The organism is Streptomyces sp. BYX5S (assembly GCF_054724165.1).
Genome location: NZ_CM138829.1, coordinates 1,426,084 through 1,443,399 on the forward strand (window position 1 = coordinate 1,426,084; position 17,316 = coordinate 1,443,399).

15 protein-coding genes are annotated in these 17,316 nt (G+C 69.7%); 12 read left to right on the forward strand and 3 right to left on the reverse strand.

The annotated features are described in order from the left end of the window. Window positions 1-5: 5 nt before the first annotated feature. From ACYBSK_RS06370 to ACYBSK_RS06380, 3 genes are all read left to right on the forward strand, one after another. The gene (locus ACYBSK_RS06370) at window positions 6-1,616 is read left to right on the forward strand and encodes an MFS transporter (RefSeq protein WP_457475877.1); all 1,611 of its coding nucleotides are present in this window, start codon (window positions 6-8) and stop codon (window positions 1,614-1,616) included. A 197-nt stretch (window positions 1,617-1,813) separates the two neighbouring features. Continuing rightward, entirely contained in the window at window positions 1,814-2,176 is a 363-nt protein-coding gene (locus ACYBSK_RS06375; protein WP_460245437.1) for a peptidase inhibitor family I36 protein, read from the forward strand. Between the two features lie 101 nt (window positions 2,177-2,277). Further along, a complete protein-coding gene (locus ACYBSK_RS06380; protein ID WP_457475879.1) occupies window positions 2,278-2,589 on the forward strand; it encodes a small hydrophobic protein in 312 nt (103 codons plus the stop codon). A gap of 74 nt (window positions 2,590-2,663) precedes the next feature. On the opposite strand, the gene ACYBSK_RS06385 is transcribed toward ACYBSK_RS06380, so the two are convergent. After that, window positions 2,664-3,545: a potassium channel family protein gene (locus ACYBSK_RS06385; protein WP_460245438.1), complete on the reverse strand. Its 882-nt coding sequence runs from the start codon at window positions 3,543-3,545 to the stop codon at window positions 2,664-2,666. 69 nt (window positions 3,546-3,614) lie between these two features. Further along, window positions 3,615-6,362: a pyruvate dehydrogenase (acetyl-transferring), homodimeric type gene (gene aceE, locus ACYBSK_RS06390; protein WP_460245439.1), complete on the reverse strand. Its 2,748-nt coding sequence runs from the start codon at window positions 6,360-6,362 to the stop codon at window positions 3,615-3,617. A gap of 431 nt (window positions 6,363-6,793) precedes the next feature. Here aceE and ACYBSK_RS06395 point away from each other — a divergent pair, with 431 nt between their 5' ends. The 6 genes from ACYBSK_RS06395 to ACYBSK_RS06420 all read left to right on the forward strand — a co-directional run bounded on the left by ACYBSK_RS06395 (window position 6,794) and on the right by ACYBSK_RS06420 (window position 11,336). After that, window positions 6,794-7,225: a DUF3052 domain-containing protein gene (locus tag ACYBSK_RS06395; RefSeq protein ID WP_306320806.1), complete on the forward strand. Its 432-nt coding sequence runs from the start codon at window positions 6,794-6,796 to the stop codon at window positions 7,223-7,225. Between the two features lie 186 nt (window positions 7,226-7,411). After that, window positions 7,412-7,870 (forward strand): peroxiredoxin, encoded by a 459-nt coding sequence (locus ACYBSK_RS06400; protein WP_457475882.1) that lies wholly within the window; start codon window positions 7,412-7,414, stop codon window positions 7,868-7,870. Between the two features lie 133 nt (window positions 7,871-8,003). Continuing rightward, window positions 8,004-8,579 carry a TerD family protein gene (locus tag ACYBSK_RS06405; RefSeq protein ID WP_457475883.1) on the forward strand — a complete coding sequence of 192 codons (576 nt, stop codon included), beginning with the start codon at window positions 8,004-8,006 and terminating at the stop codon, window positions 8,577-8,579. Between the two features lie 107 nt (window positions 8,580-8,686). Continuing rightward, entirely contained in the window at window positions 8,687-9,262 is a 576-nt protein-coding gene (locus ACYBSK_RS06410; RefSeq protein ID WP_399233232.1) for a TerD family protein, read from the forward strand. A 70-nt stretch (window positions 9,263-9,332) separates the two neighbouring features. Further along, entirely contained in the window at window positions 9,333-10,478 is a 1,146-nt protein-coding gene (locus ACYBSK_RS06415; protein ID WP_457475884.1) for a DUF475 domain-containing protein, read from the forward strand. Between the two features lie 114 nt (window positions 10,479-10,592). After that, window positions 10,593-11,336, forward strand: a complete 744-nt coding sequence (locus ACYBSK_RS06420; RefSeq protein ID WP_457475885.1) for a TerD family protein — start codon at window positions 10,593-10,595, stop codon at window positions 11,334-11,336. A 1-nt stretch (window position 11,337) separates the two neighbouring features. Here ACYBSK_RS06420 and ACYBSK_RS06425 read toward each other — a convergent pair whose 3' ends face one another. After that, complete coding sequence (locus ACYBSK_RS06425) at window positions 11,338-12,207, reverse strand: TerD family protein (RefSeq protein WP_460245440.1); 870 nt, start codon at window positions 12,205-12,207, stop codon at window positions 11,338-11,340. 198 nt (window positions 12,208-12,405) lie between these two features. Between ACYBSK_RS06425 and ACYBSK_RS06430 the strand changes: the two genes are divergently transcribed. The 3 genes from ACYBSK_RS06430 to ACYBSK_RS06440 all read left to right on the forward strand — a co-directional run bounded on the left by ACYBSK_RS06430 (window position 12,406) and on the right by ACYBSK_RS06440 (window position 16,933). Continuing rightward, window positions 12,406-13,578 carry an HpcH/HpaI aldolase/citrate lyase family protein gene (locus ACYBSK_RS06430; protein ID WP_460245441.1) on the forward strand — a complete coding sequence of 391 codons (1,173 nt, stop codon included), beginning with the start codon at window positions 12,406-12,408 and terminating at the stop codon, window positions 13,576-13,578. Window positions 13,579-13,685: 107 nt separating this feature from the next. Continuing rightward, the gene (locus ACYBSK_RS06435) at window positions 13,686-16,136 is read left to right on the forward strand and encodes a phosphoribosyltransferase (RefSeq protein ID WP_460246968.1); all 2,451 of its coding nucleotides are present in this window, start codon (window positions 13,686-13,688) and stop codon (window positions 16,134-16,136) included. Then, window positions 16,133-16,933: an HAD family hydrolase gene (locus tag ACYBSK_RS06440; protein ID WP_460245442.1), complete on the forward strand. Its 801-nt coding sequence runs from the start codon at window positions 16,133-16,135 to the stop codon at window positions 16,931-16,933. Before ACYBSK_RS06435 ends, ACYBSK_RS06440 begins: the two co-directional genes overlap by 4 nt. The last annotated feature ends 383 nt before the right edge of the window (window positions 16,934-17,316 follow it).

The window sequence follows — 17,316 nt, forward strand, 5'->3', positions numbered from 1 at the left end:
AACACATGACTAGTCAGACCACTGTCGACAAGGCGGATCGGGTTCCGGAGCCCGAGCCCGTCCCGACGCCGGCCAAGGGGATGCGCGGTCACCCCTGGTTGACGCTCTTCTCCGTCGCGATCGGCGTCATGATGGTCGCCCTGGACGGCACCATCGTCGCCATCGCCAACCCGACCATCAAGCAGGACCTCGGCGCGACCTTCGCCGACGTCCAGTGGATCACCAACGGCTACTTCCTCGCTCTCGCGGTCGCGCTGATCACCGCGGGCAAGCTCGGTGACCGGTTCGGCCACCGGCAGACCTTCCTCATCGGCGTCGTGGGCTTCGCCGCCGCGTCCGGTGCCATCGGCCTGTCCGACAGCATCGGCCTCGTCATCACCTTCCGTGTGTTCCAGGGCCTGTTCGGGGCGCTGCTCATGCCCGCCGCGCTCGGCCTGCTGCGCGCCACGTTCCCCGCCGAGAAGCTGAACATGGCGATCGGCATCTGGGGCATGGTCATCGGCGCCTCGACCGCGGGCGGCCCGATCGTCGGCGGCCTGCTCGTCGAGCACGTCAGCTGGCAGTCGGTGTTCTTCATCAACGTCCCCATCGGCGTACTCGCCCTGGCCCTGGGGGCGTTCATCCTGCTGGACCACCGGGCCGAGAACGCGCCGCGGTCCTTCGACATCCTCGGCATCGTGCTGCTGTCGGGCGCGATGTTCTGCCTGGTCTGGGCCCTCATCAAGGCGCCGACCTGGGGCTGGGGCGACGGCAAGACCTGGGCGTTCATCGCTGCCTCGGTGCTGTGCTTCGCGGTGTTCGCGCTGTGGGAGAACCGAGTCGCCGAACCGCTCATCCCGCTCTCGCTCTTCCGGTCCGTTCCGCTGTCGGCCGGTGTGGTCCTGATGGTGCTGATGGCCATCGCGTTCATGGGCGGGCTGTTCTTCGTCACGTTCTACTTGCAGAACGTGCACGGCATGAGCCCCGTCGAGAGCGGCATGCACCTGTTGCCGCTGACCGGCATGATGATCGTCGGCTCGCCGCTGGCCGGGGTGATGATCACGAAGTTCGGTCCGCGTGTCCCGCTCGCCGGCGGCATGACGCTCACCGCCGTCGCCATGTTCGGCATGTCCACCCTGGAGGCGGGGACGGGCAGCGGGATCATGTCCCTCTGGTTCGCCCTGCTGGGGCTCGGCCTCGCGCCCGTGATGGTCGGCGCCACCGAAGTCATCGTGGGCAACGCCGCGTTGGAGCTGTCCGGCGTGGCGGGCGGACTGCAACAGGCGGCGATGCAGATCGGCGGCAGCCTCGGCACCGCCGTGCTAGGCGCCGTCATGGCATCGAAGGTCGACAGCGACCTCGCCGGGAACTGGACGGACGCCGGACTCCCGCCGCTCACGCCCGGACAGCTGGGTCAGGCGTCGGAGGCCGTCCAGGTCGGTGTCGCACCCGTGCCGCCGGGCGCGCCGCCGGCGCTGGCCGAGAAGATCACCGGCGTCGCGCAGGACACCTTCATATCCGGCATGAGCCTGGCCTGTCTGGTCGCCGCGGGTGTCGCGGCCGTCGCCATCCTCGTCGCCCTGCTGACCAAGCGTGGGGAGAACGCCGAGGCGGGGGCGGTCTCGGCGCACATCTGACGACGGTCGGCCACGCCGAAACCACTCGTGTGGGGGAAGCCCTCGGGGAACTCTCCGGGGGCTTTCGCTTATCCGGGTGACCTCGCTCGACAGCCCTTCCCGGAACCTGATCCTCCGGGCCAGAGTGTCAGGCAAGCGATCAGTCGCGAACGCAACTGGTCGATACGACACGGGGGTTGAAACACATGCGCAGGTACATGACCACGGCTGCCGCCGCGACCGCACTCGCCGCGGTGGCACTCGCTCCAGGCCTCGCCACCGCGGCGGCGCCACCGACGCTGGGCAACTGCTCGGCGGGGGAGCTCTGTCTCTGGAGCAAGAGCGGGTTCAAGGGATCCCGCCACGCGTACGAACTGGCCGACATCGACATCGAGAGCTGCGTCGCGCTGCCGGAGGGGAGCAGCGCGGCCTCCCTCGCCAATCGCACCGGCCGGCCCGTCACCACCTACCAGTCCGCCGAGTGCCAAGAGACCGGCGAGTTCCAGACCTACCCCGGCAGCGGAACGTGGGAGCCCGAATCGCCTTACCGGGCACGGGCGTTCAAGGTCTGGGAGAGATAGCGCTCCGCCCACCCGGGCCACAAATGGAGCGCCGCGCGTGGTAGATGCGCGTCCGCGGGGTACTCGAAGTCCTGCCCGAGTCCGGAAGAACTCAGGGAGTGATGATGGCGGGCTTCGGACACACCACGCGCAAGCACCCCCGCTCACGTGGCCGCGTACGGTCACGGAACGGGCCGGACCGCGCGACACTCGGAATCATCGGCCTCGTCTGCGCGATCGCCGGTTTCTTCACGCTGGGGATCGTGCTCGGACCGGTCGCCGTCTACTGCGGTTGGCTGGCGATGGGCCGTCGTTGGACCGGCACACAGTCGGTACCGGCACTGGTCGCGGTCGTGCTCGGCGCGATCGACACCCTTCTCGCGATCATCTGGCTGGCCTCGGCGGCCGGTCCGTTCGCGGGAGGAGCGTTCTGAGCGAGAACCGCTGACCCTCCGAGAGGTAAACTCCACACGGCTCCGGGCTGGTTCCCGGAGCCGTCCGTGGCCACTTAGGCGCCCTGACGCGGCACCGTGTCACCCGCGCCGCCACCGCCCTGCGCCGCACCCGCCTGTGCCGCAGGGGCGCCCACCTGTCCGGCAGGGCCCACCTCCTCGGCAGGGCCCACCTGTCCCGCAGGGCGCACCTGCTCGGCAGCGCTCGCCCCGGGGTGCCGCGTCAGCACGGCCACCTGCGCCCGCAGCGCCCGCACTTCCTGCGCGAGCGCCTCGATCGCCTCCGTCTGACGACGCTCCTCGGCGTCGTCCTTCTCGAACCGGGAGATGAACCATGCCGCGATGTTGGCGGTGACCACACCGAGCAGCGCGATACCGGACAGCATCAGACCGACCGCCAGCAGCCGCCCCGGCCCCGTCGTCGGGGCGTGGTCGCCGTAGCCGACCGTCGTCATCGTGGTGAACGACCACCACACGGCGTCGCCGAGGGTCTTGATGTTGCCGTTCGACGAGTTCCGCTCCACGGAGAGCACCGCGAGCGAGCCGAACATCAACAGGCCCACCACGGCGCCCGTGACGTAGGTCGTCAGCCGCACCTGCTCCGCCATCCGGGCCCGCCGGCCCACCAGGAGCAGCGTCGACACCACACGCAGCAGCCGCAGGGGCTGCACCAGAGGAAGCAGTACGGCGAGGAGGTCGAGTCGGTGCGTACACACGAAATGCCAGCGGTCCGGGGCCAGGGAGAAGCGGACGACGTAGTCGAGGGCGAACGCGCCCCACACCACCCACTCCACCGCGGTGCACGCCTCGATCAGCCCGCGCGCGGCGTCCGGGCGCACGATGGGGACGGCGTAGGCGACAGCGAACACCAGGGCCAGGGCGAACAGCGGACGCTGCGTGTGCCGTTCCCAACGGGCCTGTGCCGGTTGCTCCTTCATGCGCGCATCGTAGGAAATGCCGGAGGGCGGCGAGGCCGAAGCGCTCACCGCCCTTTGCCGGAAGACCGGTCAGGCGTCGCCGCCGGCCGCGCCGGGATCGGCGGCCGAGACGTCGAGCAGTTGGTAGCGGTCGATCGCCTGCTTGAGCACCGAGGCGTCGACCTTGCCCTCCCGCGCCAGCTCCGTGAGCACCCCGACCACGATCGACTGGGCGTCGATGTGGAAGTAGCGGCGCGCGGCGCCCCGGGTGTCGGCGAAGCCGAAGCCGTCCGCGCCCAGCGACTGGTACCTGCCCGGCACCCAGCGCGCGATCTGGTCGGGCACGGCGCGCATCCAGTCGGAGACCGCGACGAACGGCCCCTGCGCGCCCGACAGCTTCTGCGTCACGTAGGGCGTGCGCTGCTCCTCCTCCGGGTGCAGCAGGTTGTGGCGCTCTACCTCCACCGCCTCGCGGCGCAGTTCGTTCCACGACGTCGCGGACCAGACGTCGGCCCGCACGTTCCACTCGTCGGCGAGGATCTGCTGCGCCTCCATCGCCCACGGGACACCGACGCCCGACGCCAGGATCTGGGCGGGGATCGAGCCCGAAGTCCCGGTGCTGATGCGGTGAATGCCCTTGATGATGCCCTCGACGTCGACATCGGCCGGTTCGGCGGGGTGCTGGATCGGCTCGTTGTAGACGGTGAGGTAGTAGAAGACGTCCTCGCCCGGCTTGCCGTCGGCGGTCGGCCCGTACATCCGCCGCAGACCGTCCTTGACGATGTGCGCGATCTCGTAGGCGTACGCCGGGTCGTAGGCGACGCAGGCGGGGTTGGTGGAGGCGAGCAGTTGCGAGTGTCCGTCCGCGTGCTGGAGGCCTTCGCCGGTCAGCGTCGTACGGCCCGCGGTCGCGCCGAGGACGAAGCCGCGCGCCAGCTGGTCGCCCATCTGCCAGAACTGGTCGCCGGTGCGCTGGAAACCGAACATCGAGTAGAAGACGTAGACCGGGATCAGCGGCTCGCCGTGCGTCGCGTAGGCGGAGCCGGCGGCGATGAGGGACGCCGTGCAGCCCGCCTCCGAGATGCCGTCGTGCAGCATCTGGCCGGTCGGCGACTCCTTGTAGGCGAGCAGGAGTTCACGGTCGACGGACTCGTACTGCTGGCCGAGCGGGTTGTAGATCTTCGCGCTCGGGAAGAAGGAGTCCATTCCGAACGTGCGGTACTCGTCGGGAGCGATCAGCACGAAGCGCTTGCCGATCTCCTTGTCCCGCATCAGGTCCTTGAGCAGCCGGACGAAGGCCATCGTGGTGGCGATCGACTGCTGACCGGAGCCCTTCTTGACGCTCGCGTACGCCTTGTCGTCCGGGAGCTGAAGAGGCTTCGCGCGCACGACACGGGTCGGGACGTACCCGTCCAGCGCCTTGCGGCGGTCGTGCATGTACTGGATCTCCTCGGAGTCCCGGCCGGGGTGGTAGTACGGCGGGGCGCCGCTCTCCAGCTGGGCGTCGGAGATCGGGATGTGCAGCCGGTCGCGGAAGCCCTTGAGGTCGTCGACCGTCAGCTTCTTCATCTGGTGCGTGGCGTTGCGGCCCTCGAAGTTCGGGCCGAGGGTCCAGCCCTTGACCGTCTGCGCCAGGATGACCGTCGGCTGACCCTTGTGCTCCCGGGCGGCCGTGAACGCGGCGAAGATCTTCCGGTGGTCGTGACCGCCGCGGCCCAGGTGCTGGATCTCCTTGTCGGACATGTTCTCGACCATCGCGCGCAGGCGGTGGTCGTCGCCGAAGAAGTGCTTGCGGATGTAGTCGCCGGTCTCCGTGGCATAGGTCTGGAACTGGCCGTCGGGCGTCGTGTTCAGCCGGTTGACCAGGACGCCGTCGCGGTCCCGCGCGAGCAGCGGGTCCCAACTGCGGTCCCAGACCAGCTTGATGACGTTCCAGCCGGCGCCGCGGAACTGGGACTCGAGCTCCTGGATGATCTTCCCGTTGCCGCGCACCGGGCCGTCGAGGCGCTGGAGGTTGCAGTTGACGACGAAGGTGAGGTTGTCGAGGCCCTCGCGGGCGGCGATGGAGAGCTGGCCGAGGGACTCGGGCTCGTCCATCTCGCCGTCCCCGAGGAAGGCCCACACCTGCGACTTGGAGGTGTCGGCGATGCCACGGGCCTCCATGTAGCGGTTCATCCGGGCCTGGAAGATCGCGCCGAGCGGGCCGAGGCCCATGGAGACGGTGGGGAACTCCCAGAAGTCCGGCATGAGGCGGGGGTGCGGGTACGAGGACAGCCCGTTGGGCGCCTTCGAGTGCTCCTGGCGGAAGCCGTCGAGCTGGTCCTCGGTGAGCCGGTCCAGGAGATACGCGCGGGCGTAGATGCCGGGAGAGGCGTGGCCCTGGAAGAAGACCTGGTCGCCACCGTCTCCCTCGTCCTTGCCGCGGAAGAAGTGGTTGAAGCCCACGTCGTACAGCGACGCGGAGGAGGCGAAGGTGGCGATGTGTCCGCCGACGCCGATACCGGGGCGCTGGGCGCGGGAGACCATCACCGCCGCGTTCCACCGCGTCGCGTTGAGGACCTTGCGCTCGATGTCCTCGTTGCCGGGGAAGAAGGGCTCGTCCTTGGTGGCGATCGTGTTGATGTAGTCCGTGCTGCGCATCTCGGGCACGGCCACGCGCTTCTCGCGGGCCCGCTCGATCAGCCGGAGCATCAGGTACCGGGCCCGCTCGCGGCCGCGCTCGTCGATTGCGGCGTCAAGGGAGTCGAGCCACTCCTGGGTCTCTTCTGGATCGAAGTCCGGGACCTGGCTGGGAAGACCGCCAATGATGATCGGGTTGCGATCGGATCCGGAAACCACGCTGTTCCTTCACTGTCGGTGATGCCACTGTTCCACTGTCGGGTACGCCGTTGTCCATCGTGTACCTCGTATTCGGAATCGTCATCTCTACCGCGAGGTAATTCGAGGTTCGGTCCGCATCCCGGCAGCGCTTGCGCTGAAATCGCCACCATACGCCCATTTCGCTCAAGCGTTCCCTGGGGGTCGGGAGCCCTCGTCACGCTCGGTGGTCGGGCAGTGCGGGCAAAGCTGACAGATTGCTGTGGCATACATCACGGTCTGGCGGGGATCCTTGACAGGAGTTGAGGTGACACGGCCTGGAAAGTCACCGTTTCGGCGGTCTCGACGGCCGGGTACTTGCGCGATCCGTCGCACACGTGTGGACTACGGCCAACGCTTCGCGCGTACGCGAGGCTGCAGACAACTTCGTAAACACGATCAGGAGGCAATCCGTGAGCGCGACCGCGGACCACGCGGAAACGAACCTTGCCGTGAGGCTTGGTTTCCAGCCCGACCAGGTGGTCCAGGAGATCGGCTACGACGACGACGTCGATCAGGAGCTCCGAGAGACCATCGAGGCAGCCATCGGCTCCGAGCTCGTCGACGAGGACTACGACGACGTCGCCGACGCCGTGGTGCTCTGGTTCCGTGAGGACGACGGGGACCTGACTGACGCGCTGGTTGACGCCATCGCTTACATGGAGGAAGGCGGCTCCATTCTGCTTCTGACGCCGAAGACCGGGCGGGACGGCTACGTCCAGCCCAGCGAGATCGGCGAAGCCGCCACGACGGCGGGCCTGACCGCGAGCAAGAGCGTCAGTGCGGGCAAGGACTGGACCGGCAGTCGTCTTGCCACGCCCAAGGCAGCCGCCAAGAAGCGATAGCAGTCCCGGCGGAACGGGAAACCCGACGTGAGGGCCCTCGCAGGTGCGCCACCGCGCCCGCGAGGGCCCTCACGCGTTCCCGGACGCCTCTTTCGAGTCCCTCAGCGCCCACCTGCGCGGCACCGCCCGTACGCGGCCAACTAGGCTGAAGCCACCCGAACAGCCCCACCGAAGGGAAGCTTCACCATGGCGATCGAGGTCGGCACCAAGGCTCCGGAGATCGAGCTCAAGAACCAGCACGGCGAGACCGTGAAGCTCTCGGACTTCCGGGGCGAGAAGAACGTGGTGCTGCTCTTCTACCCGTTCGCCTTCACCGGGGTCTGCACCGGAGAGCTGTGCGCGCTGCGCGACGAGCTGCCGAAGTTCGTCAACGACGACGTGCAGCTGCTCGCCGTGTCGAACGACTCCCCGTTCTCGCTGCGCGTCTTCGCCGAGCAGGAGGGCCTGGAGTACCCGCTGCTGAGCGACTTCTGGCCGCACGGTGAGGCCTCGCGCGCCTACGGCGTCTTCGACGAGGAGAAGGGCTGCGCGGTGCGCGGCACGTTCATCATCGACAAGGAGGGCGTCGTGCGCTGGACCGTCGTCAACGGGCTGCCCGACGCGCGTGACCTGAACGAGTACGTCAAGGCCATCGACACGCTGTAGAACGGGCCGCCGACCGACGACACCCTGCGGGATCCCTCGCCGGGGGCGGGAACCCGTTACTAGGATCCAGACGTTGATCCGATACCAGAGCAGTACGGGGGCTCCCCGCCCCTAGTGACCTTAGGGAGGATTCGTGGGAGTCAGCCTCAGCAAGGGCGGCAACGTATCGCTGAGCAAGGAGGCCCCGGGCCTCACGGCCGTGGTCGTGGGCCTCGGGTGGGACGTCCGCACCACCACAGGGACGGACTTCGACCTCGACGCCAGCGCCATCCTGATCAGCGCGGAGGGCAAGGTCCGCAACGACCAGGACTTCGTGTTCTTCAACAACCTGAAGAGCGCCGACGGCTCGGTCGAGCACACCGGTGACAACACCACCGGTGAGGGCGAGGGCGACGACGAGCAGGTCAAGGTCGATCTGGCCGCGGTTCCGGCCGATGTCGACAAGGTCGTCTTCCCGGTGTCCATCTACGACGCCGAGAACCGTCAGCAGTCCTTCGGTCAGGTGCGCAACGCGTTCATCCGCGTCGTGAACCAGGCGGGCGGCGCCGAGATCGCCCGCTACGACCTGTCCGAGGACGCCTCCACCGAGACCGCCATGGTCTTCGGTGAGCTGTACCGGAACGGGGCGGAGTGGAAGTTCCGCGCCGTGGGCCAGGGTTACGCCTCCGGCCTGCGCGGCATCGCGCAGGACTTCGGCGTCAACGTCTGAGCCGAAGCACCGCACCGCGTACCACCGTCCGGCGCCGCACTTCCAGTGCGGCGCCGGACGCGCTCGACCACCGCAGCACCAGCCGGACATCGGGGAGGACCACCATCATGGGCGTCACACTCGCCAAGGGAGGCAATGTCTCCCTCTCCAAGGCCGCACCGAACCTCACGCAGATTCTGGTCGGTCTCGGATGGGACGCGCGCTCCACCACCGGAGCCGACTTCGACCTCGATGCCAGTGCGCTGCTGTGCAGCGGCGGTCGGGTGATGGGCGACGAGTGGTTCATCTTCTACAACCAGCTCAAGAGCCCCGACGGCTCCGTCGAGCACACCGGGGACAACCTGACCGGTGAGGGCGAGGGCGACGACGAGTCGATCCTGGTCGACCTCTCCAAGGTGCCGGCCGACTGCGACAAGATCATCTTCCCCGTCTCGATCCACGACGCGGACAACCGGAGCCAGACGTTCGGTCAGGTCAGCAACGCGTTCATCCGTGTGGTGAACCAGGCGGACGGGCAGGAACTTGCCCGGTACGACCTCTCCGAGGACGCTTCCACCGAGACCGCCATGATCTTTGGCGAGGTGTACCGATACGGAGGAGAGTGGAAGTTCCGTGCGGTGGGACAGGGGTACGCGTCCGGGCTGCGGGGCATCGCTCTAGACTTCGGGGTCAATGTTTCGTAAAGCCGTGCGCGGAGCGGGGGAGCCCCGTACAACCAGCACGGGGAAACCCGTTCACATGATGGGGTAGCCAGTGGTTCTGAAAACCTTCGGCTGGTCGTTCGCGATCACCGTGCTCGGCCTGATCGCCGCGGTGTTCTACGGCGGATGGCAGGCCTTCGGCGTCGTCGCGATCCTCGCGATCATGGAGGTCTCGCTCTCCTTCGACAACGCGGTGGTCAACGCCGGAATCCTGAAGAAGATGAATGCCTTCTGGCAGAAGATCTTCCTCACGATCGGCGTGGTCATCGCCGTCTTCGGCATGCGGCTCATCTTCCCCGTCGTGATCGTCGCCATCAGCGCCAAGCTGGGGCCGGTCGAGGCGGTCGACCTCGCGTTCAACCAGCCCGACCGGTACCAGCAGTTGGTCACGGACGCGCACCCGTCCATCGCCGCCTTCGGTGGCATGTTCCTGCTGATGATCTTCCTCGACTTCATCTTCGAGGAGCGCGACATCAAGTGGCTGGGCTGGCTGGAGCGCCCGCTGGCCAAGCTCGGCAAGGTCGACATGCTGTCGGTCTGCATCGCCCTGATCATCCTGCTCATCGCCTCCCTCACCGTCGCGGTCAACGCGCATCAACACGGCGGCGTCCATGTGGACAAGCAGGCGACCGTGCTGCTCGCCGGCGTCGCCGGTCTCGTCACGTACCTCGTCGTCAACGGTCTCTCCAGCTTCTTCGAGCACCGCATCGAGGCGGAGGAGGAGCGCGAGCACGAGGAGGAGGAGCGCGCCAAGCGCGAGGGCAAGCAGCAGTCCGCGGTGCTGCTCGCCGGCAAGGCCGCGTTCTTCATGTTCCTCTACCTGGAGGTCCTGGACGCGTCGTTCTCCTTCGACGGCGTCATCAGCGCCTTCGCCATCACCAACGACATCGTGATGATGGCGCTCGGCCTGGGCATCGGCGCCATGTACGTCCGTTCGCTCACGGTCTACCTGGTCCGCCAGGGCACCCTGGACGACTACGTGTACCTGGAGCACGGCGCGCACTACGCGATCGGCGCGCTCGCCGCGATCCTCCTGATCACCATCCAGTACGAGGTCAGCGAGCTGATCACGGGCCTGATCGGGGTCTTCCTGATCGCCTGGTCCTTCCTGTCCTCGGTCCGGCGCAACAAGCGGCTCGCGGCGGCCGAGGGCGAGGCCGGCAGCTCGGACAAGACCGAGATCTCGTCCGGAGTGTGAGCCGCGGGTTTGACCACCAGGGCATTCCTGGAACGCTGTGAGCGGGGCGGTCGTACGAGGACGAGTCCTCCTGCGACCGCCCCGTCGGCATGTACGGCGGCATTTGGGGGCGGTATGTCCTTGTGGGACAAGGTATGGCGCGGCAATGCCGCGCAGTTCGAGTTCGATTCGGGCAGCGCGGCGACCAACGCCATCGAACTCACCAAGCGGCATCCGGTCGTCTCGCTCTCCAAACAGGGCGCGGCCACCGGCAACCTGCGCATCAACCTGTCGTGGCGGATGCGGACTTCGGACATCGGCGGTCCGAAGCGGAACAGCCTGATGCGGCATCCATTCAGCATGTTCAAGCCCGATGTGGTGCAGGCACACACCCAGTCGATGGTCAATGTGGACCTGGACCTCGGCTGCCTGTACGAGCTGAAGGACGGGCAGAAGGGCGTCGTACAGCCCCTCGGGAGCTTCTTCGGCGCGCTCAACGAGGAGCCCTACGTCAAGCTCAGCGGCGACGACCGGTTCGGCTCGGCGTCCGGGGAGACCATCTACGTCAACCTCGATCACCGCGACTCCATCAAGCGTCTGCTGGTGTTCGTCTACATCTACGACCAGACGCCGGCGTTCGACCGCACGCACGCCAACGTGACGCTGTATCCGAGCAACGGCCCGCGCATCGAGATCAACCTCGACGAGCGGGCGCCCCAGGCCCGTTCGTGCGCCGTGATCTCCATCGAGAACGTCAAGGGCGACCTGGTCGTACGGCGCGAGGTGCGCTTCGTGTACGGGTTCCAGGCCGAGCTCGACCGGCTGTACGGGTGGGGCCTTCAGTGGGGGCGCGGCTACAAGACCGTCACCGGCCGGTGAGCTACTGGCCGATGAACTGCGGGCCCTGCGGCGGCAGTTTGAAGGCCGGATCCGGCCACGCCGACACCGGCTGCGGATACCCGTACGCGGGCGGCTGCTGCTGGGTGGCCGCCGCGGGCGGATAGCCGTACGCGGGCGGCTGCTGGGGCGGCAGCGGGAACGACGTCGCGGCGACCGGCGCCGCTTCCGGCATGGGGCCGGGGACCGGGCCGGTCGGCGCGGACGTCGACCCGGCGGGAGCGGGAGCAGGCACGGGTGCGGGCAGGGCCTCGGTCACCGGCTCGGGCCCGGGTTCGAACTCGGGAGCGGCCTCCGCCTCCGCGGACTCGTCGACCGAGATGCCGAAGTCCGTGGCGAGGCCCACCAGCCCGTTCGAGTAGCCCTCACCGACCGCGCGCAGCCGCCAGCCGTCGCCGCGCCGGTAGAGCTCGCCGCAGATCAGCGCGGTCTCGGCGCCGGTCTCGGGCTTGATGTCGAAGTACGCGATCGGCTCGGCGCCCTCGGCCCCGGCGTCGTACAAGGACAGTCGCAGCGACCGCACGGCCTCGAACGGGGTGCTCTCCGGGTCGGTGGAGCCCGTCACGAGGATCCGGGTGATCTCCGCGGGGACGCCCGCGAGGTCGGACTGGATGGTGTCCGTCATGCCGTCGGCCACGCGCTTCTGGCCGAGCCGCCACACCTTCCCGCTGGGGTGGCGCGGCTGGTTGTAGAAGACGAAGTCCTCGTCCGAGCGGACCCGGCCCTCCGCCGTGAGCAGCAGCGCCGAGGCGTCCACGGTCGCCGCGCCCTGCCCCGGGGACCAGTGGAGCACGGCGCGCACCGCCGTGGCGTCGAGCGGGACGTTCGCCCCCTTGAGCATCGCGTGCGTCATGCGGTCATCCTGCCTCGCCGCTCATGTCCGCGACAACGCGGGGTGCCGAGATCGACAGCTTTCCACCCGGCCGGAAACCGGCGCCCGACATGAGCCAGTTACCAGAACTTCATGACGCGTGGGAACCTTTGACACGCCCTTGTACGTACTATTACCGGCCACATCATTTCGGGTGGCCCGGCAGTGCGGGGGAGTTTAATGCGTCATTTCGGGCACATCGCCCCTGAGGTGCGGGAGCGCCTGTTCCACGAGGAGCCACGGGACTTCACCGCGGACTCCCCGGCCCGCATGCTCGCGACGGCCCTCGGGGCGACGCTCTACAGCCCGGCCACCCGTCCGCACCTCGCGGACGACGTGCTCAAGCAGGCCGGGCGCGGCGTCGTCTCCATGGTGCTGTGCCTGGAGGACTCGATACACGACGCCGAGGTCGAGGACGCCGAGGACAACCTGGTACGCCAGTTCGCCGACCTCGCGCACCGGCGCGCCGCCGGGGCGGAGCCGCCCCTGATCTTCGTCCGGGTCCGGACCCCCGAGCAGATCACCGACCTGGTGACCAGGCTCGGCGACGCCGTGGAGCTGCTGTCCGGATTCGTACTGCCCAAGTTCACCGAGGAGCGGGGTGTTCCGTTCCTGGAGGCCCTCACCGCCGCCGAGGCGGCCAGTGGACGTCGACTTTTCGCCATGCCCGTCCTGGAGTCGCCCGACCTGCTGCACCTGGAGACGCGCGGCGACACCCTGGCCGGGATCGCCCGCACCGTCGACAAGTACCGCGACCGTGTCCTCGCGCTGCGCCTCGGCGTCACCGACTTCTGCTCCGCGTACGGCCTGCGCAGGCCGCCCGACATGACGGCGTACGACGTCCAGATCGTGGCCTCCGTCATCGGTGACGTGGTCAACCTGCTGGGCCGGGCGGACGGCACCGGGTTCACGGTGACCGGGCCCGTCTGGGAGTACTTCCGCCACCAGGAGCGCATGTTCAAGCCGCAGCTGCGCCGCAGCCCCTTCCTGGAAGGGCGCGCCGACGAACTGCGGCAGACGCTGATCCAGCACGACATGGACGGGCTGCTCCGCGAGGTCGAGCTGGACCGGGCCAACGGCCTGCTGGGCAAGACCTGCATCCACCCCACGCACGTCCTGCCCGTGCACGCGCTCTCCGTCGTGAGCCACGAGGAGTACAGCGACGCCTGCGACATCCTGCGGCCCGAGCAGGGCGGCGGCGGTGTGCTCAGGTCGGCGTACACGAACAAGATGAACGAGGTGAAGCCGCACCGCGCGTGGGCCGAGCGGACGCTGCGGCGCGCGGAGGTGTTCGGGGTGGCCCGGGAGGACGTGGGGTTCGTGGAGTTGCTGACGGCCGGGATACCCCGATGACGGCTGGGAAGTTCCAGCCGTCCACAGCGACGGAACCCGTGGGAGCGGGATCGGTGGAGGCGGGATCCGAAGAGGTGGAATCCGCAGAGGTGAGAGGTGTGGTGGACGTGGTGTGGTCCGGGGAGTGGGTCGCCGAGCGGCTCGGGGTGGAGCTGACCGGGGACCGGGAGCTGACCGGGCTGCTCGGGCTCGCGCTGCGGCGCAACCCCAAGCGCGCCCACCTGCTGGTCTCGAACGTGCTGGGCAAGCACGTCCCGCAGCGCCCCTCCGTGGTGTGGCGCTCCGGGCACGAACTCGGCGTCCGCGTGCGCGAACTGCTCGGCGACGAAGCGGCGCGCCGCGCGGTCGTCCTCGGCTACGCGGAGACGGCGACGGGGCTCGGCCACTCGGTCGCCGACGGCCTCGCCCTCGCGACCTACCTGCACTCCACGCGCCGCCCCGTCGAGGGCGTGGCCCGCGCGGGCGGCTTCGAGGAGTCCCACTCGCACGCCACCTCGCACCTGCTGCTGCCCGAGGACCCCGGACTGCTCGCCGGGGACGGCCCGCTGGTCCTCGTCGACGACGAGTTCTCCACGGGGAACACGGTGCTGAACACCATCCGCGCGCTGCACGAACTGCACGCGCGCGAGCACTACGTCATCGTCGCGCTCGTCGACATGCGCTCGCCGGACGACCAGGGGCGGCTCGACGACTTCGCCCGAGAGATGGGGGCGCGCGTCGACCTGGTGGTCGCGGCGCGCGGCACGGTACGGCTGCCGGACGGCGTGCTGGAGAAGGGGCAGGCGCTCGTCGCGGCGCACGAGGGCGGCGCCGTCCCCGCGCCCCGGCGGGAGCGCGGCGAGATCGTGCGTGTGACCGACCTCGGCTGGCCGGAGGGGCTGCCGGACGGCGGGCGGCACGGGTTCACGCCGGAGCACCGGGAGCGCCTGGAAGCGGCGCTGCCCGGCATGGCCGCGCGCCTCGCACCGTACTTGGGCGACGGCCGCGTCCTCGTGCTCGGCAACGAGGAGCTGATGTACGCGCCGCTGCGCCTCGCCACCGCGCTGGAGGCGGCGGGCGCCGACGTCGCGTACTCCACGACGACGCGCTCGCCGGTCCTCGCCGTCGACGACCCCGGCTACGCGATCCGCAGCCGCCTCGTCTTCCCCGCGCACGACGCGCCGGCGGACGGGCCGGGGGAGCGGTACGCGTACAACGTCGCGGGAGGCGGCTTCGACACCGCCGTCGTCGTGCTCGACTCGGCCGGGGACACAGCCGAACTCGCGGGCGCGGGAGGGCTGTTGGAGCGGGTCGCCGAGCACGTGACACGGGTCGTCGTGGTGGTCGTCCCGTCGTACGTGCCGTCGCGCGTCCCTCCGTACGCGCCCTCGCGCCGCCTCTCGAACGCTCCTCAGGACCAGGAAAGGCCCTCCATGCCGCTGCCCGAGCCGCTGCGCGGCCCCGCGTTCTCCTCGTACGCGCCGGACGAGGTCGGCTGGCTGCTCCAGGACCTCTCGGACGTGACGCTGGAGGCGCCCACCGAGGAGCGCGAGGAGGCGATCCAGAGCGGGGGCGCGCACTACGCGGAGTCGCTGCCGGTCGAGTACCAACCCAGCGCGCAGTACCAGGAGTTGTTCCACGCCGCGCTCGACGCGTCGGCGGCGCGCATCGCCCGCGCCGTGGGCGTGGTGACCGAGACGGTGCTCGCCGAGCGCTCGCCGCGCCCCGTGCTCGTGTCGCTCGCGCGCGCGGGGACGCCCGTGGGAGTGCTGATGCGCCGCTGGGCGCAGCGGCGGCACGGGCTCGAACTGCCGCACTACGCGGTGTCGATCGTGCGCGGACGGGGGATCGACGCGAACGCGCTGCGGTGGCTCGCCGCGCACCACGACCCGGCGGACGTGGTGTTCGTGGACGGCTGGACGGGCAAGGGCGCGATCACCCGGGAGCTCGCGGAGGCCGTCGCCGGTTTCGAGGGGTTCGACCCGGAGATCGCCGTCCTCGCCGACCCCGGCTCGTGCGTGCGGACGTACGGCACGCGCGAGGACTTCCTCATACCCTCCGCGTGCCTCAACTCCACGGTGTCCGGGCTGATTTCACGCACGGTGCTCCGTTCCGACCTGGTGGGGCCCGACGACTTCCACGGGGCGAAGTTCTACTCCGAGCTGGCCGGCTCGGACGTCTCCGGGCGGTTCCTCGACGCGATCGAGGAGCGGTTCGATGAGGTCACCGACGCGGTCGACGCGGAGGTCAAGGAGTTGCAGGGCGCCGACCGGGCGCCCACGTGGGAGGGCTGGGCGGCCGTCGAGCGGATCAGCGAGGAGTACGGGATCCACGACGTGAACCTCGTGAAGCCGGGCGTCGGGGAGACGACGCGGGTGCTGTTGCGGCGGGTGCCGTGGAAGATCCTGGCGCGGGCGGACGCCGGAGCGGACCTCGACCATGTGCGGCTGCTGGCCGAGCAGCGCGGGGTGCCGGTGGAGGTCGTGGACGAACTGCCGTACAGCTGCGTGGGGTTGATCCACCCGAAGTTCACGCGGGGTGCGACGGGTGTCGACGGCAAGGCGGTGGCGGCCAAGTGACCACGGTGGTGGCGAGTGATCTCGACCGTACGCTCATCTACTCCGCCGGCGCGCTCGGCCTGACCATGCCCGACGCGCGAGCGCCGCGGCTGCTGTGCGTCGAGGTGTACGAGGGCAAGCCCCTGTCGTACGTCACCGAGGACGCCGCCGAGCTGCTGGCCGAGCTGGGACGGCGTGCGGTGTTCGTGCCCACGACGACGCGGACGCGGGAGCAGTACGCGCGGGTCCGGCTGCCGGGGCCCGCGCCCACGTACGCGATCTGCGCGAACGGGGGGCATCTGCTGGTCGACGGGGTGTCCGACCCGGAGTGGCGGCGTGCGGTCGGGGAGCGCATCGAGGCGGAGTGCGCCCCGCTCGCGCAGGTGCGGGAGCGGATGGTCGGCGCGGCGGACCCGGCCTGGCTGCTGAAGGAGCGGGTCGCCGAGGACCTCTTCGCGTATCTGGTCGTCGACCGGGCGGCGCTGCCGGAGGGCTGGGTCAAGGAACTCGGGGCGTGGGCCGACGGGGTCGGGTGGGGTGTGTCGCTCCAGGGGCGGAAGGTGTACGCCGTTCCGAAGCCGTTGACCAAGGGCGCGGCGGTCCGGGAGGTCGCGCGGCGGGCCGGGGCGGGGGCGACGCTCGGGGCGGGGGATTCCCTCTTGGACGCGGACCTGCTGCTCGCGGTCGACCGCGGGTGGCGGCCCTCGCACGGGGAGCTGGCGGATGTGGGGTGGGTGTCGCCCGGGGTGACGGTTCTGGGTGAGCGGGGGGTTTTGGCGGGGGAGGCGGTGTTGCGGGGGTTCCTCTCGGAGCTGTGACCTTGCGGGTGAGCGGGGCCGGGGGCTTGGGCCTGGGCCGTGGTGGGCGCGCTTCCCGCACCGGGGGTTCCGGCCCGCACCGTGGTGGGCGCCTGCCGTGGGTGCTGCCCGCGCCGGGGGCTCCGGCCCGCATCGTGGTCGACGCCTGCCATAGGCGCTGCCCGCACCGGCGCCTGCGCCGTGGCTGACGTCCGCCGTAGGCGCTGCCCGCGCCGGGGTGCCGCCTTGCCCACCCTGCCGCCCCTGGCGGCAGATTGCCCAAGGCGGGCGAGGCCTCCCGTCGGGGAGGGGAGTCGGGGGTGCGGCGGAGGGCGCTGGGCGGGTGCGGCCCCCTGCCGGGGAGGAAGGCTGGGGGTGCGGCAGAGGGCGCCGGGCGGGTGCGG